Consider the following 21,200-nt stretch of genomic DNA (forward strand, 5'->3'; position numbering starts at 1 on the left):
GAGTGCGCAATTGGTTTCCGAGTACCGTAACTACATCAATGGCCGGTTCGTCGAGTCCGCGAAGACCTTCGAGGATCTGAACCCGGCCAACGGCGAGCCGGTGGCACGGGTCCACGAGGCCGACGCCGAACTGGTCGACCAGGCGGTGCGCGCCGGTCGCGCCGCGCTGCCCGCCTGGCGGCGCACCAGCGCCGAACAGCGCGCCCAGTACCTGGAGCGCATCGCCGCCGTGATCGAACGGCGCGCCGACGATTTTCTGGCCGCGGAAGTGGCCGACACCGGCAAGCCGGTGTCCGTGGCGTCGCGGGTGGACATTCCCCGGGGCGCCGCCAACTTCCGCGCCTTCGCCGCCATGATCCGCATGAGCGGCGGCGAGGTGTACGAAACGCCCACCCCGGAAGGGCGGGCGCTGAACTATTCCCTGCGCCAGCCGCTCGGCGTGGTGGGCATCATCTCCCCCTGGAACCTGCCGCTGCTGCTGTTTACCTGGAAGGTGGCGCCGGCCCTGGCCTGCGGCAACGTGGTGGTGGCCAAGCCCTCCGAGGAAACCCCGGGCACCGCCACGTTGCTGGCGGAGGTGATGGACGAGGTGGGCCTGCCCGCCGGCGTGTTCAATCTGGTGCACGGCTTCGGGCCGGGCTCCGCCGGCGCCGCCATCGTCGATCACCCGGATGTGGACGGCATCACCTTCACCGGTGAGTCGAAGACCGGCGCCACCATCATGCGCAACGTGGCCGACAAGGTGCGGCCGGTGTCGTTCGAGCTGGGTGGCAAGAACGCCGCCCTGGTGTTCGCCGACGCCGACTTCGACAAGGCGGTGGCCGGCGTGGCCCGTTCCAGTTTTCTCAATACCGGCCAGGTGTGTCTGTGCACCGAACGCGTCTACGTGGAGCGGCCCATTTTCGAGCGCTTCGTGGCGGCGCTGGCGGAGCAGGCCCGGGCCCTGCGCCCCGGCGACCCGCTGGACCCGGAGACCACCCTGGGGCCGCTGATTTCCCGTCAGCACCGCGACAAGGTGCTGTCCTATTACGCGCTGGCCCGGGAGGAGGGCGCCACCGTGGTCACCGGCGGCGGCGTGCCGACGCTGGGCGGCAAGCTCGACAACGGCTGCTATGTGGAGCCGACCATCTGGACCGGCCTGGATCAGTCCGCCCGCTGTCTGCAGGAAGAAGTGTTCGGCCCGGTCTGCCACGTGATGCCCTTCGACACCGAGGAGCAGGCCGTGGAACTGGCCAACGACAGCCGGTACGGCCTGGCCAGCGCTCTCTGGACCAGCAACCTGGATCGCGGCCACCGGCTGGCGGCGGAGATCGACGCCGGGCTGGTGTGGCTGAACACCTGGTTCCTGCGGGATCTGCGCACCCCCTTCGGCGGCATGAAGCTGTCCGGGCTGGGGCGCGAGGGCGGCCGCCATTCGCTGGATTTCTATTCCGAACTGAAGAACGTCTGCGTGCAGATGTCGCAATGAAGCCGGGAGGCGTTGCCATGCAAACGACGATTACCGAAACCCTGGCCCGCGCCGCTCAGCGGCTGCGGGCCGCCCACGAGACCGGACAACCCTGCTCGCCGGTGCGCGACCTGATCGACGCCGACGACCTGGACAGTGCCTACCGGGTTCAGGACATCAACAGCCGCTACTGGGAGAGCCGCGGCCGCCGGGTGGTGGGCGGCAAGATCGGTCTTACCGCCCGGGTGGTGCAGCAACAGCTGGGCGTGGACCAGCCCGACTACGGCCTGCTGTTCGCCGATATGGCGGTGGCCGACGGCGGCCTGATTCCCTGGGGCCAGGTGCTGCAGCCCAAGGTGGAAGCGGAGGTGGCGCTGGTGCTGGCCCGGGACCTGAGCCACGACCAGATCACCCTGGCGGACCTGATCGGCGCCACCGACTACGTGCTGCCGGCCCTGGAAGTGGTGGGCAGCCGCATCGCCGACTGGGACATCACCATCGCCGACACGGTGGCCGACAACGCCTCCTGCGGCGCCTATGTGCTGGGCACCACGCCGCGTTCCCTGCGCGAGGTGGACCTGAGCCTGTGCGGCATGAACCTTACCCGCCGGGGCGAGCCGGTGTCGGTGGGCGCCGGTGCCGCCTGCCTGGGCAACCCGCTCAATGCGGCGCTGTGGCTGGCCAATACCCTGGCCCGGGCGCGCCGCCCCCTGCGCGCCGGCGACCTGATTCTTACCGGCGCCCTGGGGCCGATGGTGGCGGCCCGCCCCGGCGACCGCTTCCGCGCCTGTATCGAGGGCCTGGGGTCGGTGTCGGTGGGCTTCGCGAAGGAGAACGACGATGACTGACAAAATCAAAGTGGCGATCATCGGTTCCGGTAACATCGGCACCGATCTGATGATCAAGGTGCTGCGCCACGGCGAGCAGCTGGAAATGGCCGCGCTGGTGGGCATCGACCCGGCGTCCGACGGCCTGGCCCGCGCCGAGCGTCTCGGCGTGACCGCCTGCGCCACCGGCGTGGAGGGCCTGATCGAGCTGCCGGTGTTCGAGCGGATCGGTCTGGTGTTCGACGCCACCTCCGCCGCCGCCCATCACCACAACGAGAAAGTCCTGCGCGCCGCGCGCCCCGACCTGCGGGTGATCGATCTGACACCGGCGGCGATCGGCCCCTACTGCGTGCCGGTGGCCAACCTGGACGAGCACCTGGACGCGCTCAACGTGAACATGGTGACCTGCGGTGGCCAGGCCACCATTCCCATCGTCCATGCGGTGTCGGGCCTGGCCAAGGTGCACTACGCGGAAATCGTCGCCTCGATCTCCAGCAAGTCCGCCGGCCCCGGCACCCGCGCCAACATCGATGAGTTCACCGAAACCACGTCCCTGGCCCTGGAGAAAGTGGGCGGCGCCGAGAAGGGCAAGGCGATCATCGTGCTCAACCCGGCGGAGCCGCCGCTGTTGATGCGCGATACCGTCTATGTGTTCTGCGAGCCCTCCGATCCGGAGCCGATCCGTGCCGCCATCGAGGCCATGGTCGAGAAGGTCAACGCCTACGTCCCCGGTTACCGGCTCAAGCAGGACGTGCAGTTCGAGCATTACGGCGAGGACGAGCCGCTGTACATGCCCGGGGAAGGCGCCCGCGCGGGCATGAAGATTTCCGTGTTCCTGGAAGTGGAAGGCGCGGCCCATTACCTGCCGGCCTTCGCCGGCAACCTGGACATCATGACCTCGGCGGCGCTGGCCACCGGCGAACGGATGGCGTCCCGGTTGACCGGCGCGCCGGCCCAGGCTTGAGGGGGAAACGACAATGACAGCGAAACTCTATATTTCCGACGTCACCCTGCGTGACGGCTCCCACGCCATTCGCCACCAATACAGCGTGGACGACGTGAGGCGCATCGCCGCCGCCCTCGACCGGGCCAGGGTGGACTCCATCGAGGTGGCCCACGGCGACGGTCTGCGGGGCTCCTCGTTCAACTACGGCTTCGGCGCCCACACCGACCTGGAATGGATCGAGGCGGTGGCGGATACGGTCCGCCACGCCAAGGTGGCGACCCTGCTGCTGCCGGGCATCGGTACTGTCCGGGACCTGCGCGACGCCCACGCCGCCGGCGCCTCCGTGGTGCGCGTGGCCACCCATTGCACCGAGGCGGATGTCTCCAAACAGCACATCGAGCTGGCCCGGGAACTGGGCATGGACACGGTGGGCTTCCTGATGATGAGCCACATGACCACGCCGGCGGAACTGGCCCGCCAGGCCAAGCTGATGGAGGACTACGGCGCCACCACGGTGTATGTGGTGGACTCCGGCGGCGCGCTCACCATGAACGACGTGCGCGACCGCTTCCGTGCCTTCAAGGACGTGCTCAAGCCGGAGACCGGCACCGGCATGCACGCCCACCACAATCTCAGCCTGGGCGTGGCCAACTCCATCGTCGCCGTGGAGGAGGGCTGTGACCGCATCGACGCCAGTCTGGCGGGCATGGGCGCCGGCGCCGGCAACGCGCCCCTGGAAGTGTTCATCGCCGCCGCCGACCGCCTGGGCTGGGACCACGGCTGCGATCTGTACACCCTGATGGACGCCGCCGACGACATCGTGCGGCCGCTGCAGGACCGGCCGGTACGGGTGGACCGGGAAACCCTGGCGCTTGGCTACGCCGGCGTGTACTCCAGCTTCCTGCGCCACGCCGAGAACGCCGCTGCCCGTTATGGCCTGAAGACCGTGGACATCCTGGTCGAACTGGGCCGCCGCCGCATGGTCGGTGGCCAGGAAGACATGATCGTCGACGTGGCCCTGGACATGCTCAAACATCGCCAACCGGAGACCGACCATGTCTGAAACGGATATCCAGACCCTGGCCGAGCGGGTCGACGACGCCGCCCGCCAGGCCCGCGCCATCGACCAGTTCGCCACCGGCAGCCTGACCGTGGAGGACGCCTACGCGGTGCAGGCCGCCTCGGTGGCGCGCCGCGTCCAGCGCGGCGAGGCGCCCATCGGCATCAAGCTGGGCTTCACCAGCCGCGCCAAGATGGTACAGATGGGCGTGGAAGACCTGATCTGGGGGCGGCTCACCGACGCCATGCTGGTGGAGGAGGGCGGCGAAATCGACCTGGCCGCCTATGTGCACCCGCGGGTGGAACCGGAGCTGGCCTTTCTGATCGACAAACCCCTGGCCGGGCGGGTGACCCTGCCCCAGGCCCAGGCGGCCATCGGCGCGGTGGCGCCGGCCATGGAGATCATCGATTCCCGCTACCGGGACTTCAAATTCGACCTGCCCAGCGTGATCGCCGACAACGCCTCGTCCTCCGGGCTGGTGATCGGCGCCTGGCGCCGCGCCGACCTGGACATCGCCAACCTGGGCATGGTCATGAGCCTGGACGGCGAGGTACGTCAGGTCGGTTCCTCCGCCGCCATTCTTGGCCACCCGCTGCGCGCCCTGGTGGCCGCCGCCCGGCTGGTGGCGGAGGCGGGCATGAGCCTGCAGCCCGGCGACGTGGTGCTGGCCGGCGCCGCCACCGCCGCCGAGGCGCTGCGACCCGGCCAGCACGTGGATCTGCGGGTGCAGTACCTGGGCGGCGCCGAGTTCCATGTGGCCGGCCCGGGAGGCGCGTCATGAGTGAGCAGCCCCGGGACGCTTCCGCGTCCCAGAGCAAGACCCTGGCCCACAAGGCCAAACCCCGGGGCCGCTTCCCCCATGTGAAGCGGGCCGGCGACTTCCTGTTCGTCTCCGGCACCAGCTCGCGCCGCCCGGACAACAGCTTCGTGGGCGCGGAGGTGGACGAAATGGGCGTTACCCGCCTGGACATCGAGGCCCAGACCCGGGCGGTGATCGACAACATCGCCGACATCCTGAACAGCGTCGACGCCGGCCTGGAGGACCTGGTGGAGGTGAGCTGCTTCCTGGTCAATATGAACGACTTCGGCGGTTTCAACCGGGTCTGGGGCGAGTATTTCGACGGCGACGGCCCCACCCGCACCACCGTGGCGGTCCACCAATTGCCCCATCCTTTGTTGCTGGTGGAAATGAAGGCGGTGGCCTACAAGCCGCTGCCCCGCTGACGCTCTCCTCTCCTTCCCCTCTTCGCGGAGCGCCGTCGCGCTCCGCCCGCCTTCGTTTTCCGGACCCCTCTTCACACATTTGCGCCCCGCGGGTATGGAAACCGCGAGCCAGGGAGTTTTAAATGGTGGGACGGTCGGTGCGCCGGCGTCCGGGTTGTCCTGACCGCCCGGCCGGTCCCGACGGCTTGAGTTTTCAGCCCGACCCACTTTCCGGAACACAACAATGAACAACAACGACAACGCCTCCTCGCTGGACCGGATCCTGGACATCATGCTGATGTTCGCCGGCCACGGCCGGGTGGTGACGCGCAGGGAGATCGAACGGCGCTTCGGTCTGTCGCGCAGCTCCGCCTACCGTTACCTGCACAGCCTGCGCCGGCGCGGCCTGATCACCGCCATGGCGCGCAGCGGCGAGTTCGTGCTCAGCCCCGGCTTCGTGCGCCTGGTGTCGCTCACCGAGGAATACGGCCGCGACATGTCCGAAATCGCCGCGCCGATCCTGCGCGAACTGGCCGGCATCACCGGCGAGAGTGCCATGATTACCCACCGCGCCGGCGACCGGGTGCTGTGCGTGCGCTTCCAGGACGGGCCGAGAGCGGTAAGAGTGGGGCTCGGCCCCGCCGCCAACACGCCCCTGTACCGGGGGGCCTCGGCCAAGGTGCATCTGGCCCATATGAGCGACGCCGACATTCGCGACGTACTGGATTACTGCCGCACGCTGCCGGAGGACGAGTTTCCCCGTACGGCGGAGGACCTGGAGCGCGAACTCGCGGAAATCCGTGAGCGTGGCTACGCCACCAGCGCCGGCGAGCTGGAAACCAGCGTGGTCAGCGTGGCGGTGCCCATTATCGGCTCCGACCACAATCTGCTGGGCGTGGTGGCGGTGGCCTCCGTGGGGGAGCGCGCCCGGCACCCGGAGGACGGTCTGCTCGACCATCTGCGCATCGCCGCCGCCCGCATTGTCCGGGAGTGGGATCGCGCCAAGCCCCGGGATTTGTTCTAGATCGACCCTCAGGGGGATGAATGACCACCACATTGTTTGAAGGGGGCCGGGTCCTGACGCTGGATGCGGACGGCAACGACTACCAGGACGGCTGCGTGCTGGTGCGTGACGACCGGATCGACTACGTGGGGCCCCGCGACGGTCTGCCAGCGGGGCCCGTGGATCGGACCCTGGATGTCGGCGGCAAGCTGGTGATGCCCGGGCTGGTCAACGGCCACACCCATCTGAGCATGGTGTTCGGCCGGACTCTGGGCCCGGAAAAGCGACTGATGCAGTGGCTCGATCAGCAGTTGCCGATCATCGAAGCGTTCGACGAAGAAGCCATGTACGTGGCGCAGCTGTTGGGCTGTCTGGAAAACCTCAAGAACGGCAACACCACCCTGGTGGAAAATCTGGTGGCGCCACACCCGCCCGGCTACACGCCGGAGCACGCGGTGCTGCAGGCGATGCGCGACGCCGGGGTGCGCGCCACCCTGGCGCCCGGGTTTCTCGGGCGCAATTTCCGGCCCAGCTACACGGAAAGCCTGGACCTGCAGGCGCGACGCATCACCGACCTGGCCCACGACTGGCACGGTGCCGACAACGACCGGCTGCGTCTGGCCACCGGTCCGCTGCTGCCCTGGTGCATGGACGAGGCCATGTTCCGTCAGACCCGGGCCCTGGCGGACGACCTGGGCATCACCCTGCACATGCACGGCGCCGAGACCAAGGAGTTCCACGCCCTGATTGCCCGGCATTTCGGGCGCGACATCCGCCAGGTGGAACTGCTCGCCGAAACCGGCTGCCTGGGCCCCGACGTGCAACTGGCCGCGGTGTACGACATCTCGCCCGACGAGGTCAGGTTGCTCGCCGAGAGCGACACCCGCGTGTTGCTGGACCCGCCCACCCGGCTGTTCTGGGGCACCGGCTTCCCGCCGATTCATCCGTTCCTGGAGGCCGGTGTCACCTGTGGATTGGCCACCAACGGGCCCGCCGCCAACTGCGGCCAGGACCTGTTCGAGAGCATGAAATACGCCTGCGCCACGGCCAAGACCGCCAAAGGGGACCCGGACGCCCTGGACGCGGCCCGCGCGCTGCGCATGGCCACCTCCGAGGGGGCCCTGGCCATTGGCCGCGAGGGGCAGGTGGGTAGCCTGGCGCCGGGCTTGAAGGCGGACATCATCACCCTCGACCTGCACCAGCCGCACCTGGCGCCGACCCTGGATGTCAGGGCCGCGCTGGTGTACAGCGCCGGTGGCACCGATGTGCGCGACGTGATGGTGGATGGCCGCCTGCTGATCGAAAACCGGCGCGCTCTGTTCCTGGATGAGTCGGCCCTGCTGGAGCAGGCCGGACGGCTGGCCCGCCGCTGTGCCCGGGAGGCGGGGATCGCGCTGCCCGGTTGAGGCCGGCCGGCGGCGCCAACGATAACAAGGAAAAACGCTGTGCTGTTAAAACTGGGATCGATGCTGGCCGTGGTGGCGGCCTGGTTCGGGTTGTCCTTGCTGCTGCCGGATACGGTGCTGCCGGGCCCCTGGGAAACCTTGAAGGTACTCACCGAAAACGTGGTCGACGGTCAGGTGCACGAACATCTGCTGGCCACCCTCGGCCGGGTGCTGGGCGGTCTGGCGCTGGCCATGGCCGTGGGGGTGCCGGTGGGCATCGTCATGGGGCTCAACCGGTTCGCCGAGAAAACCCTGGACGTGTGGGTGATGGTGGCACTGACCGTGCCCAGCCTGTGCTATGCGATCCTGGCCTTTATCTGGATCGGCCTCAACGAAACCGCCGCCATCGTCGCCATCGGGCTCACCTCGGCCCCCTCCATCGCCATCAATCTGTGGGAAGGGGTCAAGAACATCGACACCCGCCTGTTCAAGATGGCGCGGGTGTTCAACGCTTCGCGCTGGGTGGTCGTGCGCCGGGTGCTGTTCCCCCAGGTGCTGCCCTACATCATGGCTTCCCTGCGTTTCGGCCTGGGCATCGTGTGGAAGATCACGGTGCTGGTGGAGCTGCTGGGGCGGCCGGACGGCGTCGGCTTCCAGCTTTTCTACTGGTATCAGCTGGCGGACATGGGGCAGGTGCTGGCCTGGACCCTGCTGTTCACGCTGGTGATGCTGTTTATCGAACTGGTGATCCTGCAACGGCTTGAGCGCCGGCTGTTCGCCTGGCGTCCGGAGGTGAGGCTGTGAGCCGAGAAGCGACCGACAACGGCATTCGGGTGGAAGGGCTGATCAAGGAGTTTCCCGGGCAGCGGGTGCTCGACGGCCTGGATCTGACCGTGGCGGACGGCGAATTCGTCTGCCTGCTGGGCCCGTCGGGCTGCGGCAAATCCACCCTGCTCAATATTCTCTCCGGCCTGGACGGCGACTACCGGGGCAGCGTGCGCTTCGGCGGCCAGCCCATGGCCCCCGGTGGCAAGCCGCCGGTGACCATCGGCTATCTGTTCCAGGAGCCGCGCCTGCTGCCCTGGCTCACCGCCGAACGCAATGTGGACTTCGCCCTGGAAAACTCCCGGGTGCCCCGGGCACGCTGGGCGGCGATCAAGGACCGTTACTTCGCGCTGACCGGCCTGCAGGCGTTCCGTCACTATTACCCCCATCAACTGTCCGGCGGCATGGCCCAGCGGCTGTCGCTGGTGCGGGCCCTGGCCATCGAGCCGGACGTGCTGTTCATGGATGAACCGTTCAGTGGGCTGGACGAACTCACCGCCCGGCGGTTGCGGGTGGATCTGCTCGATATCTGGCGCGAAACCGGCAAGACCATTCTGTTCATCACCCACAACAGCTACGAAGCCACCTTTCTGGGCGACCGGGTGGTGGTGCTGTCGCGGGGCGGCATCCGCGATCAGATCACCGTGCAGGTGCCGCGCCCCCGGGACTACGACGACGCCGCCCTGTTTCAGGTCGGCAAGACCGTTTCCGCCACCTTTATCGAGGCCGCCGAGGCGGCGGAGCGGGATCGCCACTAACAACAACAACGAGAAAGGAGCACACCATGAGCACGACAACGAAGCGGGGATACGGAATACGGGGGGCGCTGGTCGGCTTGCTGATCGGCGCGCTGGCGATCACCGCCCGGGCCGAGGTACCGGAAGTCCGCATGGGCGATATGCCACAGTCGCTGATCACCGTGGTCTACCAGGTGATCGTCGACCAGGGCCTGGATAAAAAGCACGGCATCCGGGTGGACCGCCAGGCCTATCCGACCATCGAGGGCCTGTTCAATGCGGTGCGCGGCAAGCAGGTGGACGTGGGGTTCGGCGGCTGGACCGCCTTCGCCCAGTTCCGGGCCCAGGGCTATCCGGTGCTGAACGTGTATCCGGTGGGGCGCGGCGCCACCCTGGATGTGCTGGTGCCGGTGGACTCCGAGCTGCGCAACCTGGAAGACCTGAAGGGCAAGCGCATCGTGTCCTTCGCCGGCGCGGCGGGCACCGGCACGGTGCTGTTGAGAGTGCTGCTCAACGATTTCTACGGCTTCGACCCCGCCGGGACCGGTGATCTGCAATACGCCGGTCCCGGCGTCATCCCCGGTCTGCTGGAAAGCGGCGATGTGGCCGCCGGTCTGCTGTTCGACCCGATGGCCGCCAAGGCCATTGCCTCCGGAAAATTCCGCAGCATCGGCAATCTGGGCGAACTCTACAAAGCCCGCACCGGCGACGACTTCCTGTGGATCGCCATGATCACCAATGACGAATTCGCGGACCGTCACGCCGACGCCATGGCCGGTTTCTTGCAGGCCTGGACGGAGGCGCTGGCCTATGTGCGCGCGCATCCGGAGGTGTTCGAAGCGTTCGGCGAACAGATGGGGCTGGACGCGGCGGGCGTGGAACTGCTGGCGAAGCGGGCCCTGCTCGACTACGACACCTCGCCCTGGAACCGCCGCTATATCGACGGCCTGATGGGATTCGCGGAGCGGGCCCGGCGGGTCATGGGCAAGGGCTATCTGGAGACGGTCCCCGAGGAGGCCTTCAGCACCCGGTTCGTGCCGGCTCAATAACGGCCCGCCGCCGCCGAAACACTATTCAATGGGTTTAATGACATAACGACAAAGCTGGGAGGAGAGTTCCATGAACGTTCAAGGTTTGATGAAAAAATCTCTGCTGGGGGCGCCGCTGCTGGTGGTGACACTGTGCGCGCTGGCGCTGAGCGCGCGGGCCGCGGACACCGAGATTCGTATCGGTGACATGGCGCAGTCGCTCAACGGCATCGCCTCGCACGTGATGATCGACCAGGAGTTCGACCATAAGTACGGCGTGGACCTGAAGTACCAGGGCTACCCGACGCTGGACGGCCTGTTCAACGCCATCCGTGGCAAGCAGGTGGACGTGGGCTTCGGCGGCTGGACCGGCTTCGCCCAGTTCCGGGCTCAGGGTTTCCCGGTGTTCAACATCTTCCCGGTGGGTCGTGGCACCAGCCTGGACGTGCTGGTGCCCGCCGATTCCGATATCCAGACCCTGGAAGACCTGAAAGGCAAGCGGGTGGCCTCCTACGCCGGCGCCGCCGGCACCGCCACGGTGCTGCTGCGGGTGGTGCTCAACGACTTCTATGAGTTCGATCCGGCCAAGGACGGCAATCTGCAATACGTGGGCCCGGGCATCATCCCCACGCTGCTGGACAGCGGTGATATCGAGGCCGGGCTGCTGTTCGATCCGCTCGCCACCAAGGCCATCGCCTCCGGCAAATACCGCAGCATCGGCAACCTGGGGGACATCTATAAGGAGAAGACCGGCGACGATTTCCTGTGGATTTCCCTGGCCACCAACGACGAGTTCGCCGAGGCCCACCCGGAAGCCCTGGCCGGCTTCCTGAAGGGCTGGGTGGAAGCGGTGGACTACGTGAAGAGCCATCCGAAGGTGTTCCAGGCCTACGGCGAAAAACTGGGCCTCGACCAGGCCGGCATCGACATGCTCGCCGAGCGGGTCACCCGGGATTACGCCACCACCTGGAACGACAAGTACATCGACGGCCTCAAGGCGTTCGCGGAGCGCGCCAACCGGGTGATGGACAAGGGCTATCTGGACGAGCTGCCGGACGACGCCTTCTCCACCCGCTTCGTGCCCTGATCGTCCCGCCTTGGCCGTAGCCGCCAGGCGGTGAGCAGGGCGGTGGCGGCGATGATCGCCGCGCCCACCGCCGCGTTGGTGTGCAGGGCCGCGTTGAAGGCCGTCCGGGCGGCGGCCATCAACGGCTCGGCCAGGGCCGGCGGCAAGGCGGCGCTGGCGCCCACGGCCCCGCCCAGGGTGTCGCCGGCGGCCAGCGCCTGGTCCGGGCTCAGCCCCTCGGGCAGGCGGGTCAGCATGTGGTGGCGGTAGACCGCCGCCCCCAGGCTGCCGATCACCGCCACCCCCAGGGCCATGCCCAGTTCGGTGGCGGTCTCCGAGGTGGCCGAAGCGGCGCCGGCCTTCTCCGGCGGCGCCGCGCCCACCACCATATCGGTGCCGAGAATCATCATCGGCATCACCCCCAGCCCCATCACCGTCATGCCGGTGATCAGCAGCCACAGATCGTCCAGACTGTTGACGCCGACCATGGCCAGAAAGCCGAACACCGCCAGCCCCAGGCCGCCGCTGACCAGTTGCCAGCGGGGCAGATAGCGGGTCAGACGCGGGATCAGTAACGACAGAGCGGTTTGCAGCACCGCCGGTGGCAGCATGGTCAGGCCGGCGTGCAACGGCGACAGGCCGAGCACCCCCTGCAGGTATTGAAAGACCATCAGCCAGGCCCCGGAGAGCGCCAGGATGGACAGCATCATGGCGCCCACGGAGGTGCTGAAATCCCGGTTGGCGAACAGGCCCAGATCGAACATGGGCGTGGCCAGCCGCCGCTGGCGGCGCACGAACAGGGCGCCGATCAGCAGGCCGGCGAGAATCGCCGCCAGCGGCAACAGGCCCGGGCCGTCGCGGGCCAGATCCTTGAGGCCGAAGATCAGCGCCAGCACCGTGGCCACCGACAGCAGGGCGCTGGTCCAGTCCTGACCGCCGGCGTCCCGGTCGCGAAATTCCGGCAGCAGCCAGGGCCCGGTGAGCAGCAGCAGGGCCATCACCGGCACGCCGAGCAGGAACACCGACCCCCACCAGAAAAACTCCAGCAGGGCACCGCCCACCAGCGGGCCGATGGCGCTGCCGACGATAAAGCCGGTCATCCAGACGGTGATCGCCAGGGTCCGTTCGCTGTCCACCTGGAACATGTTGCGCAACAACGACAGGGTGGAGGGCATCAGGGTGGCGCCGGCCACGCCCAGCAGGGCCCGGGCCAGGATCAGGGTTTCCGCGCTGGGCGCGAACGCCGCCATCACCGAGGCCAGGCCGAAGGCGGTGGCGCCGCCCAGCAGCAGCCGGCGGCGGCCGATGCGATCACCCAGGGTGCCCATGGTGACCAGGAAGCCGGCGATCATGAAACCGTAGATGTCCAGGATCCACAGCAACTGGGAACTGCTGGGCCGCAGATCCGCGCTGAGGTGGGGCGCCGCCAGATGCAGCACCGTCATATCCAGTGCCAGCAGCACGGTGGGCAGCATCAGGACCGCCAGGCCCAGCCATTCACGGCGGCCGGCGGGGGCGGGCTGAGGGCGGGTCATCAAAAAAGCTCCTGCTGAAGGGTGATCACGATAAAAACACGGGCGTGGGGCCACTGTGACCACGGGGCGAAGCATTCTACGCCAAATCGCGGTCAATCCTGTGACGCGATAACGACAAGATGGACATCCCCGACAGGGAAAGGAGGGCAGCATGGTTTCACGGCGTGATTTTCTCAATGGCGCTCTGTGGGGCGGCGCCGGTCTGGCGCTGGCACTGCGGGGCACGGCCCGGGCGGCCGTCGGCGGGTCCGGCGCCCTGCGTACCCGGGCGATTCCCGCCACCGGCGAAACCTTGCCGGTGATCGGCGCGGGCACCTCCGGCAGCTTCGTGGCGGAGATCGGCTCCGACAAGTACCGCCGGCTCAAGGAAGCGATGACGATCTTTTTCGACAGCGGCGCCACCGTGTTCGACACCAGCCCCAACTACGGCGGCGCGGACCGGGTGCTGGGCGCCTTGCTGGAAGAAGGCGGCTGGCGGGACCGGTGCTTCCTGGCCACCAAGATCGCCGCCGACAGCCGCGCCGCCGCCGAACGACAGTGGGCACAATCGTTGGAAGCGCTGCGCACCGACCATGTGGAGCTGCTGCAGGTGCACAACCTGCGCGACTGGAAAACCCAGCTGCCCTTTGCCCGGGAATTGAAGGAGCAGGGCAAGACGAAATACGTGGGCGTCACCCACTACCTGGAACGGGGCCTGGACGAGATGGCCGCGATTCTGCGCCGCGAGCCGCTGGATTTCATCCAGATCAACTATTCGGTGAACGCGCCGGAGGCCGCCAAGGAGGTGCTGCCGCTGGCCCGGGACAAGGGCGTGGCGGTGCTGATCAACCGGGCCTTCGACGATGGTTCCCTGTTCTCCACGGTAAAAGGCCGCCCGTTGCCGGGCTGGGCCGCCGAGGTGGGCGCGGAGAGCTGGGCGCAGCTGTTCCTCAAGTTCGCCCTCAGCCACCCGGCGGTGACCGCGGTGATTCCCGCCACCAGCAAACCGAAGCACCAGCGCGACAACCTCAATGCCGGCCGTGGCGACCTGCTCAGCGAGGCCCGGCAGCGTGAACTGATGGCCATGGACTGGTAACGGTGGCGGGCGAGGACGGCGACGCGCATCCGCTGCCGCGCCTGGCGGCGCGGTTGTTCAACCTGCGGCTGGAGGAAGCGCCGGCGGTGCTGGCCGGGCTGGCGCTGTTCTTTCTGCTGTTCACCGGCTATTTCATGCTGCGCCCGGTGCGCGAGACCATGGGCGTGGCCGGCGGCGTGGACAATCTGCAGTGGCTGTTCACCGGCACCTTTCTGGCCACCCTGGCGGTGCTGCCCCTGTTCGGCTGGCTGGCCTCCCGGGTGGCGCGGCGGCGCATCCTGCCCGCCGCCTACGGGTTCTTCGTGGTCAATCTGCTGCTGTTCGCGGCCCTGTTCGCCGGCTCCACCGACAACGTCTGGGTGGCGCGCACCTTCTACATCTGGCTGTCGGTGTTCAACCTGGTGGTGGTGTCCCTGGCCTGGAGCGTGCTGGCGGACGTGTTCAGCATCGCCCAGGGCAAGCGGCTGTTCGGCATGATGGCCGGCGGCGCCAGCCTGGGCGGCCTGGTGGGGCCGGGGCTGGGTACCCTGCTGGTGGCGCCGGCGGGCCACGCCGGCCTGGTGCTGCTGGCCGCTCTGCTGCTGGCCGGCAGCGCGTTCGCCGGCCTGTGGCTGTACCGCTGGCGCGACCGGCATCCGCTGAACGACGAGGCGGAACCGGCCCGGGCGGAACGGGGCCGCGCGCTGGGCGGCAACCCCTTCGATGGCGCCCTGGAAGTGCTGCGCACGCCGTTTCTGATGGGCATCGCCCTGTTCGTGGTGCTGCTCGCCAGCGTCAGTACCTTTCTTTATTTCGAGCAGGCGCGGCTGGTGGCGGAGACCTTTCCGGACCCCACCCGCCAGACCCAGGTGTTCGGCCTGATCGATACGGTGGTGCAGTTTCTCGCCATTCTGACGCAGCTGTTTCTGACCGGTCGCATCGCCCAGCGGCTGGGCATCGGCGTGTTGCTGACCGCGGTGCCGCTGCTGATCGCCGCCGGTTTCGTGTGGCTGGCGCTGTCGCCGGTGTTTTCCGTGTTCGTGGTCATCATGGTGGCGCGCCGCGCCGGCGAATACGCGCTGGTGCGACCCGGCCGCGAGATGCTTTATACCTCGGTGCCGCCGGAGCAGAAGTACAAGGCCAAGAACTTTATCGACACCGTGGTGTATCGCGGCGGCGACGCCCTCAGCGGCTGGCTGAAGCGCGGCCTCGACCTGCTCGGCGAGCTGCCCGGCCTGGCCATGCTGATCGGTGCCGGCATCGCCCTGGCCTGGGCCGGCACCGGCTTGCTGCTGGGGCGGGCGGAGCGCCGCCGCGAAGGTCTTGAAGAGCGCGCCGGCTGAATCGGGCCCGGTTTACAGAAACACGCCGCCGGCCACCTCGATGCGCTGGCCGTTGACCCAGCCGTTGCCCGGTGACAACAGCGCGGCGATGGCGCCGCCGATGTCGTCCGGCAGGCCGACGCGGCCGAGGGCGGTGGCACCGGCCACCTGGGCGTTGGCTTCCTGGTTGTCACGGATCACGCCGCCGCCGAAATCGGTTTCGATGGCGCCCGGGGCCAGGGTATTGACGACAATGCCGCGCTCTCCCAACTCCTTGGCCAGATAACGGGTCAGCACCTCGACGCCGCCCTTCATGGTGGCGTAGGCGGCGAAGCCCGGCATGCAGAAGCGTGCCAGCCCGCTGGAGATATTGACGATGCGCCCGCCGTCGGCGATCAGCGGCAGCAACCGCTGGGTCAGGAAGAACGGCCCCTTCAGATGAATCCGCATCAGGGTGTCGAACTGCGCTTCGCTGGTGTCCGCGAACGACGTATTGATGCCGATGCCGGCGTTGTTGATCAGGTGATCGAACCGGTCGGTGTGCCAGGTCTCGTCCAGAGCGGCGCGCACCTGCTCCACAAAGGCGGGGAAGGAGGCGCTGTCGCCCACGTCCAGCGGCAGCGCCACGGCGCGGCGTCCCTTCGCCTGGATCGCCTCCACCACCCGGGCGGCGGCCTCCCGGTTGCTTTGGTAGGTCAGAATCAGGTCGCTGCCCTGGTCGGCCAGATGCAGGGCCGCGCTGCGGCCCAGGCCACGGCTGGCGCCGGTGATCAATGCGATGGTCATGGGTTATCTCCTGTGGGCGTTAAGAGGATGGCCTCCACTTTATTGGTTGAGATTGTCCCAATAAATCGCTTAAATCCGGAATCTCTGTTCATAAATGGCGAACAATCAGCGAGGCCGGCCATGGACCGTTTTCAGGATCTGCGCGTGTTCACCCGGGTGGCGGAGCTGGCCAGCTTTACCGCCGCCGCCGATCAGCTGGGCTTGCCCAAGGCCAGTGTGTCCACCGCCGTGAAGCGGCTGGAGGAGAGCCTGGGCGTGCTGCTTCTGCAGCGCACCACCCGGCGGGTGCGTCCGACCCCGGAAGGGCGGGCCTTTTACGAGCGCGGCAAGGACCTGCTGGCGGACCTGGATGAAATGACCTCCATGTTCCAGGTGGGCGGCGAAACCCTCACCGGCCGGCTGCGGGTGGACATGCCCAGCAGCACCGCCCGCAAGTTCGTGATTCCGCGCTTGCCGGAATTCCTGGCCGCCCACCCCTTGCTGGAAGTGGAACTGAGCGCCACCGACCGGCGCGTGGACCCGGTGCGCGAAGGCTTTGATTGCGTGATGCGGGTGGGCGAAACCGGCGATGTGAGCCTGTTCGCCCGTGGTCTGGGCGCCTTCGCCATCATCAACGCGGCCAGCCCGGACTACCTGGCCCGCCATGGCACCCCGCGTACCCTGGCGGATCTGGCCGGCCACCGGTTGATCCATTATGTGCCTGTCCTGGGCGGCCGCTCCCCCGGCTTCGAGTATCCCCACGGCGATGGCTTCGCGGCGCTGCCCATGGGCGGCGCGCTCACCGTCAACAGCGCGGAAAGCTACGACGCCGCCTGCCTGGCCGGGCTGGGCATCGTGCAGGCGCCGGAGGCCGGCCTGCGGGCGCACCTGGAGGCGGGGCGCCTGGTGGAGGTTCTGCCGGACCTGCGGCCGGAACCGATGCCGGTGACCCTGCTGTACCCGCAACGGCGCCACCTGCCGCGCCGCACGGCGGTGTTCATGGACTGGATCCAGGGCATCATGACGCCCTACCTGGAGCCCCGTTGAGCCCGGCGCCGCACAAATGTTCCAGACCGGCCCGGCCCCCGGGTGTAGACTTCCGGATTCCGAGCCGGAGACTCGTCCATGTCCGTGTCATCCAACAGTGAAAACTGGGTCCGTTTCGCCCGCGACCGGGACACCGGCATCGAAACCATTCGTGCCCATTTCGAGGGCCACGCCTACGACCCCCATTGGCACGACACCTACGCGGTGGGCGTCACCGAGCAGGGAGTACAGCGTTTTCATGTGGGCCGGGTGCGCCACGAAAGCGTGCCCGGGCGGGCCATGCTGCTGGAGCCGGGGCAGGTCCACGACGGCCTGGGGCCGGCGCCCGGCGGCTTCACCTATCGGTTGCTGTACCTGGACCCGCACTGGCTGCGCGCCGAGCTGGCGCGGCTGTTTGAACAGGTGCCCGCCCATTTCGAGCTGAGTTTCGCCGCCACCCTGTGCGACGACCGCCGTGTCACCCGCGCCATCGGCGAGGCATTCGAAGCATTGCAGGACGGCGAGATGCGCATGCTGCGCCAGACCGCCGTGGACCGGCTGCTGGCGCGGCTCACCGACCACGCCCGCTGGCGCACGGCGCCGGAGCGGTTGCCGATGGCGGCGCCCGCCGCCCATCGCGCCCGCGAGTATCTGCACGCGCACCTGGCCGAGGACATCGGCCTGGACCATCTGGCCGCCGCCGCCGGCGTCGACCGGTTCCGCTTGTCGCGCGCGTTCAAGGCCGCCTTCGGGGTGCCGCCCCACGCCTATCTGGTGCAGCTGCGGCTGGTGCGCGCCCGCCGTCTGCTGGCCGCCGGCGGCAGCCCCGCCGAGGTGGCCGCGGCGGTGGGTTTCGCCGACCAGAGCCATCTGGGGCGCTGGTTCCGGCGCGCCTACGCCATGACCCCGGCCTATTACCGACGCCGCACAAAGCTTCCAGACTGACGCGCGGGTTGGCGTCAGACTGACGATTCCTTTCGCCACTCCGACCGTCATGGAATCGCTGCTGCCCTTCGTCGTCTTCGCCCTCGTCGCCTCGATCACCCCCGGCCCCACCAATGTGCTGGTGCTGGCCTGTGCCTCCCGCCACGGGCTGGCGGCGGCGCTGCCCATGGTGGTCGGCGCCGCCGGCGGCGCCGCCTCGGTATTGCTGCTGGTGGGCACCGGGCTGGCCCGGCCCCTGGCGGCGCATCCGACGGTTCGCCTGCTGATGGCGGCGGTGGGGCTGGCCTGGCTGACGGTGCTGGCGGTGCAGCTGTGGCGGGCGGCGCCGGCGGTGCGTCGGGACCACGGCGGGGATCGGCGCGGACGTCTGGGAGTGATCGCCACCGCCGGCCTGCAATGGGTGAATCCCAAGGCCTGGATGATGGCGCTGGCCGCCACCGGCGTGTTCGCCGGCAAGGGATGGTCGATCACGGTGCTGGCGGGGGTGTTTCTGCTGGTGGCGCTGCCCGGGGTACTGGCCTGGGCGGGGTTGGGGGCGGGCGCGGCGCGCTGGATCGAGAATCCGCGCTGGATGCGGCGCTTCAATCGGGGGATGGCGTTGCTGTTGCTGCTGTCCGCCTGGGCGGCGGCGTTCTGGTAGGGAGCGGGCCTCGCCGGTTGGCCAGGCCCGCGTCGGGGAGGCGGCTCAGAACTTGAAGCGCGCGCCCACGCCGTAGGTGGAACCGGTGCCCACGTCGTCGATGTCGTCGTGCAGGTACATGGCGTACAGGTCGAGCTGGCTGCTCACCACGTAGTCGTAGCCCGCCGACCAGGTGTTGCGCTCATAGTCCACGGCGCCACTGAAGTCGGAGTTGGCGTAGGACGCCAGCGCGTTGCCCGGGCCCACGGGAACCGCCACGCCGGCCTGCCAGGTGTCGGTGTCCACGTCACCGGCGGTGGTGTCGGTCTCCAGGGTCATGTACTGACCGTACAGCGTGGCCACGCCAAAGTTGTAGGACAGGCCGGCCATGGCCGCGTCCTGGTCGGTGGCGCCCGGAATATTGCCGCGCTCGCCGGCGCCGCCGCCGTTGTTCAGGGTGCCCTCGCGCACGCGCGTGGCCGCCACGGTGGCCACCAGGCCGCCCTGGCGATAGATCAGGTTACCGCCGACCTTGTTTTCGCCGCTTTCGCCTTCTTCCTCGCCAAAGGCGTACACCAGATTGGCCTTGAGGCCGCCGAAGCTCGGGGTGGTGTAGTTAAGGCTGTCGTTCCAGGTGGTGTCGCCCATCACCGCGCCGCCGTTGCCACCGTTATAGGTGTGCAGAATCATCGGCGAGAAGGCGAAGGAATCCTTCACCGAGTTGGTGATCACCATGGGAATGAAGAACGGCGACTTGGTGCGGCCGGCTTTCAGCTCGCCCCAGGTCTGGCTGGACGCGCCGATGTAGGCGTTGCGGCCGAAGAACTCGTCGCCGTTGTAGCGACCGTCCTCGCCGGTGTCCGGACGCAGAAACATCTCGGCCACGCCGAAGACGGTCACGTCGTCGTTCACCTTGTAATCGACGCGGGCACCCAGGAAGGAGGTGGACATGCCACCGCCGGCCAGTTGCGCGGTGTTGTCCTGGTCCGCCGGCTTTTCGATGCTGCCGGCCCACAGGTCCAGCAGGCCGTAGAACTTGGCCTGGGGCTGGGCGGCGCCGGCGGCGCCGGACAGCATCAGGCCACCGGCCAGAATGGCGAGGGTATTGTTGTTCAGTTTCATGGCTGATTCCCTTTTTTCAAGCACAAACCGCCCCGCGACGCCGTGGAGAGCGTCTTTTTCAGATCGTTGCTGGAAACGGATTCGGGCGGATTCGTTATCGGATTATTGTGTGGATGACTCCTGATTATTTTCATCAGAGGCACGCCAAAAGCGCGCTCCCTTGCAGGTTACTTTGTCGTCATGGGCCATCACGGGCAATCGAAAAAAAATGAAAAAGTCCACGATATAGACGATAAGAGTTCATGAAATTGAACGACGAAAAAAGCCTGAAAAATGAGGTATATGGAAAGATCGGAGTGAATTTTCGCGGGCACAAAAAAAGGCCCGGTTAAAAATGCCGGGCCGAGGTTTGGGAGAGATTGAAACAGCGCGTCAGTCGTCGTAGCCGAACAGTTTCGCCGGGTTGTCGACAAGAATTTTCTGCCGCTCGCCGGCGTCCGGCGCGTAGCGGTAAAGCAGCTCCAGCAGTTCGGCGTCGTTGGGCGGCGGCGATTTGGACAGCGGGTGCGGCCAGTCACTGGCCCACACCACCCGATCCGGCGCCGCGTCGATGTAGGCACGGGCAATCGGCAGCACATCGTTCCAGGGATGGCCCTGGGTGGAGATCTTCTCGCCCAGGGACAGCATCACCCAGAAGTTGCCCTTCTTGAGCAGTTCGATGGTTTTCCGCACGTTTGGATCGTCCACGCCCAGGTTGGCGTCGGCGCGGCCCAGGTGGTCGATCAGCACCGGGATGTCCAGGTTTTCGTACAGCTCCACGCTGCCCATGATGCCGTCTTTCTCGGGCTGGATTTTCACGTACCAGCCGAGTTCCTTGAGCCGGTCGGCGGCGCGCTGGAATTCCCGGGGCGACAGGCCCACGCCCAGTTCCTTGCGGAAGGTGAAGCGGGCGCCGCGTACACCGGCGTCGTGCAGTTCCTCGATGTAGCCGTCGTCGCGTTCCTTGAGCGCGATGGCGTTGGCGCAGCCCCGATAGTCCGGGCCGGCTTTTTTCAGAGCGTCCACCACCACGCTGTGGTCGGCGCCGTAGGTGGTGGCCTGAACGATCACGCCGCGCTCGATACCCAGCGCGCGGTGCATTTTCAGCGCCGCGTCGATGGTGGCGGACGGCATCTTGAACGGCGCTTCCGGACGGGGCGGATACACCGCCGGGTCGCCGAACACATGAAACTGAGCGTCGCAGGTACGGGCCGGCGGCGCTTCCACCGGTGCCCGCGGGTCCGGGTTGAAAGGGTAATACTCAGGCATGGTGGCTCCTGCCATGGAACTTCAGAGGGCCGCGCGG

Annotated in this window: 21 protein-coding genes; 17 read left to right on the forward strand and 4 right to left on the reverse strand. The window is 67.8% G+C overall.

The annotated features are described in order from the left end of the window. The first annotated feature begins 10 nt into the window (after positions 1 to 10). The 12 genes from IM760_RS03920 (at position 11) to IM760_RS03975 (ending at position 11,548) form a co-directional block, all read left to right on the forward strand. Positions 11 to 1,468 carry a 2-hydroxymuconic semialdehyde dehydrogenase gene (locus tag IM760_RS03920; RefSeq protein ID WP_228234064.1) on the forward strand — a complete coding sequence of 486 codons (1,458 nt, stop codon included), beginning with the start codon at positions 11 to 13 and terminating at the stop codon, positions 1,466 to 1,468. 17 nt (positions 1,469 to 1,485) lie between these two features. Next, positions 1,486 to 2,295 (forward strand): 2-keto-4-pentenoate hydratase, encoded by an 810-nt coding sequence (mhpD, locus tag IM760_RS03925; RefSeq protein WP_204427219.1) that lies wholly within the window; start codon positions 1,486 to 1,488, stop codon positions 2,293 to 2,295. Next, positions 2,288 to 3,238, forward strand: a complete 951-nt coding sequence (locus tag IM760_RS03930) for an acetaldehyde dehydrogenase (acetylating) (RefSeq protein ID WP_204427220.1) — start codon at positions 2,288 to 2,290, stop codon at positions 3,236 to 3,238. Before mhpD ends, IM760_RS03930 begins: the two co-directional genes overlap by 8 nt. 13 nt (positions 3,239 to 3,251) lie before the next feature. Continuing rightward, positions 3,252 to 4,283: a 4-hydroxy-2-oxovalerate aldolase gene (gene dmpG / locus IM760_RS03935; protein ID WP_204427221.1), complete on the forward strand. Its 1,032-nt coding sequence runs from the start codon at positions 3,252 to 3,254 to the stop codon at positions 4,281 to 4,283. Beyond that, positions 4,276 to 5,061 carry a 2-keto-4-pentenoate hydratase gene (locus IM760_RS03940; RefSeq protein ID WP_204427222.1) on the forward strand — a complete coding sequence of 262 codons (786 nt, stop codon included), beginning with the start codon at positions 4,276 to 4,278 and terminating at the stop codon, positions 5,059 to 5,061. Before dmpG ends, IM760_RS03940 begins: the two co-directional genes overlap by 8 nt. Then, entirely contained in the window at positions 5,058 to 5,504 is a 447-nt protein-coding gene (locus IM760_RS03945) for a RidA family protein (RefSeq protein WP_204427223.1), read from the forward strand. The genes IM760_RS03940 and IM760_RS03945 overlap by 4 nt, the downstream gene beginning before the upstream one ends. Before the next feature lie 223 nt (positions 5,505 to 5,727). Continuing rightward, positions 5,728 to 6,507, forward strand: a complete 780-nt coding sequence (locus tag IM760_RS03950; RefSeq protein WP_204427224.1) for an IclR family transcriptional regulator — start codon at positions 5,728 to 5,730, stop codon at positions 6,505 to 6,507. 20 nt (positions 6,508 to 6,527) lie between these two features. Beyond that, positions 6,528 to 7,892 (forward strand): amidohydrolase family protein, encoded by a 1,365-nt coding sequence (locus tag IM760_RS03955; protein ID WP_204427225.1) that lies wholly within the window; start codon positions 6,528 to 6,530, stop codon positions 7,890 to 7,892. A 39-nt stretch (positions 7,893 to 7,931) separates the two neighbouring features. Then, entirely contained in the window at positions 7,932 to 8,675 is a 744-nt protein-coding gene (locus tag IM760_RS03960) for an ABC transporter permease subunit (RefSeq protein WP_204427226.1), read from the forward strand. Beyond that, complete coding sequence (locus tag IM760_RS03965; protein WP_204427227.1) at positions 8,672 to 9,454, forward strand: ABC transporter ATP-binding protein; 783 nt, start codon at positions 8,672 to 8,674, stop codon at positions 9,452 to 9,454. Before IM760_RS03960 ends, IM760_RS03965 begins: the two co-directional genes overlap by 4 nt. Before the next feature lie 26 nt (positions 9,455 to 9,480). Then, positions 9,481 to 10,482, forward strand: coding sequence for an ABC transporter substrate-binding protein (locus tag IM760_RS03970; RefSeq protein WP_204427228.1), 1,002 nt, complete (start codon positions 9,481 to 9,483; stop codon positions 10,480 to 10,482). Between the two features lie 70 nt (positions 10,483 to 10,552). Then, complete coding sequence (locus IM760_RS03975) at positions 10,553 to 11,548, forward strand: ABC transporter substrate-binding protein (RefSeq protein WP_204427229.1); 996 nt, start codon at positions 10,553 to 10,555, stop codon at positions 11,546 to 11,548. Here the strand turns inward: IM760_RS03975 and IM760_RS03980 are convergent. Then, positions 11,497 to 13,062 (reverse strand): MFS transporter, encoded by a 1,566-nt coding sequence (locus IM760_RS03980; protein ID WP_204427230.1) that lies wholly within the window; start codon positions 13,060 to 13,062, stop codon positions 11,497 to 11,499. The two genes, IM760_RS03975 and IM760_RS03980, sit on opposite strands and share 52 nt — an antisense overlap. A gap of 151 nt (positions 13,063 to 13,213) precedes the next feature. Here IM760_RS03980 and IM760_RS03985 point away from each other — a divergent pair, with 151 nt between their 5' ends. Both IM760_RS03985 and IM760_RS03990 read left to right on the forward strand, forming a co-directional pair. Next, a complete protein-coding gene (locus IM760_RS03985) occupies positions 13,214 to 14,137 on the forward strand; it encodes an aldo/keto reductase (RefSeq protein ID WP_204427231.1) in 924 nt (307 codons plus the stop codon). A 2-nt stretch (positions 14,138 to 14,139) separates the two neighbouring features. Continuing rightward, positions 14,140 to 15,459, forward strand: coding sequence for an MFS transporter (locus IM760_RS03990; protein WP_204427232.1), 1,320 nt, complete (start codon positions 14,140 to 14,142; stop codon positions 15,457 to 15,459). Between the two features lie 12 nt (positions 15,460 to 15,471). Here IM760_RS03990 and IM760_RS03995 read toward each other — a convergent pair whose 3' ends face one another. Beyond that, a complete protein-coding gene (locus tag IM760_RS03995) occupies positions 15,472 to 16,224 on the reverse strand; it encodes an SDR family NAD(P)-dependent oxidoreductase (protein WP_204427233.1) in 753 nt (250 codons plus the stop codon). 120 nt (positions 16,225 to 16,344) lie between these two features. Between IM760_RS03995 and IM760_RS04000 the strand changes: the two genes are divergently transcribed. The 3 genes from IM760_RS04000 to IM760_RS04010 all read left to right on the forward strand — a co-directional run bounded on the left by IM760_RS04000 (position 16,345) and on the right by IM760_RS04010 (position 18,814). Then, positions 16,345 to 17,250, forward strand: a complete 906-nt coding sequence (locus tag IM760_RS04000; RefSeq protein ID WP_204427234.1) for a LysR family transcriptional regulator — start codon at positions 16,345 to 16,347, stop codon at positions 17,248 to 17,250. A gap of 78 nt (positions 17,251 to 17,328) precedes the next feature. Next, positions 17,329 to 18,174 (forward strand): AraC family transcriptional regulator, encoded by an 846-nt coding sequence (locus tag IM760_RS04005; RefSeq protein WP_204427235.1) that lies wholly within the window; start codon positions 17,329 to 17,331, stop codon positions 18,172 to 18,174. A gap of 49 nt (positions 18,175 to 18,223) precedes the next feature. After that, positions 18,224 to 18,814, forward strand: a complete 591-nt coding sequence (locus IM760_RS04010; RefSeq protein WP_204427236.1) for a LysE family translocator — start codon at positions 18,224 to 18,226, stop codon at positions 18,812 to 18,814. A gap of 45 nt (positions 18,815 to 18,859) precedes the next feature. On the opposite strand, the gene IM760_RS04015 is transcribed toward IM760_RS04010, so the two are convergent. Together IM760_RS04015 and IM760_RS04020 are read right to left on the reverse strand one after the other, a co-directional pair. Beyond that, positions 18,860 to 19,915, reverse strand: a complete 1,056-nt coding sequence (locus IM760_RS04015; protein WP_204427237.1) for a porin — start codon at positions 19,913 to 19,915, stop codon at positions 18,860 to 18,862. Positions 19,916 to 20,287: 372 nt separating this feature from the next. After that, complete coding sequence (locus IM760_RS04020) at positions 20,288 to 21,163, reverse strand: amidohydrolase family protein (RefSeq protein ID WP_204427238.1); 876 nt, start codon at positions 21,161 to 21,163, stop codon at positions 20,288 to 20,290. Positions 21,164 to 21,200: the final 37 nt, after the last annotated feature.

The organism is Alloalcanivorax marinus (assembly GCF_016906305.1).
Classification (GTDB): Bacteria; Pseudomonadota; Gammaproteobacteria; order Pseudomonadales; family Alcanivoracaceae; genus Alloalcanivorax; species Alloalcanivorax marinus.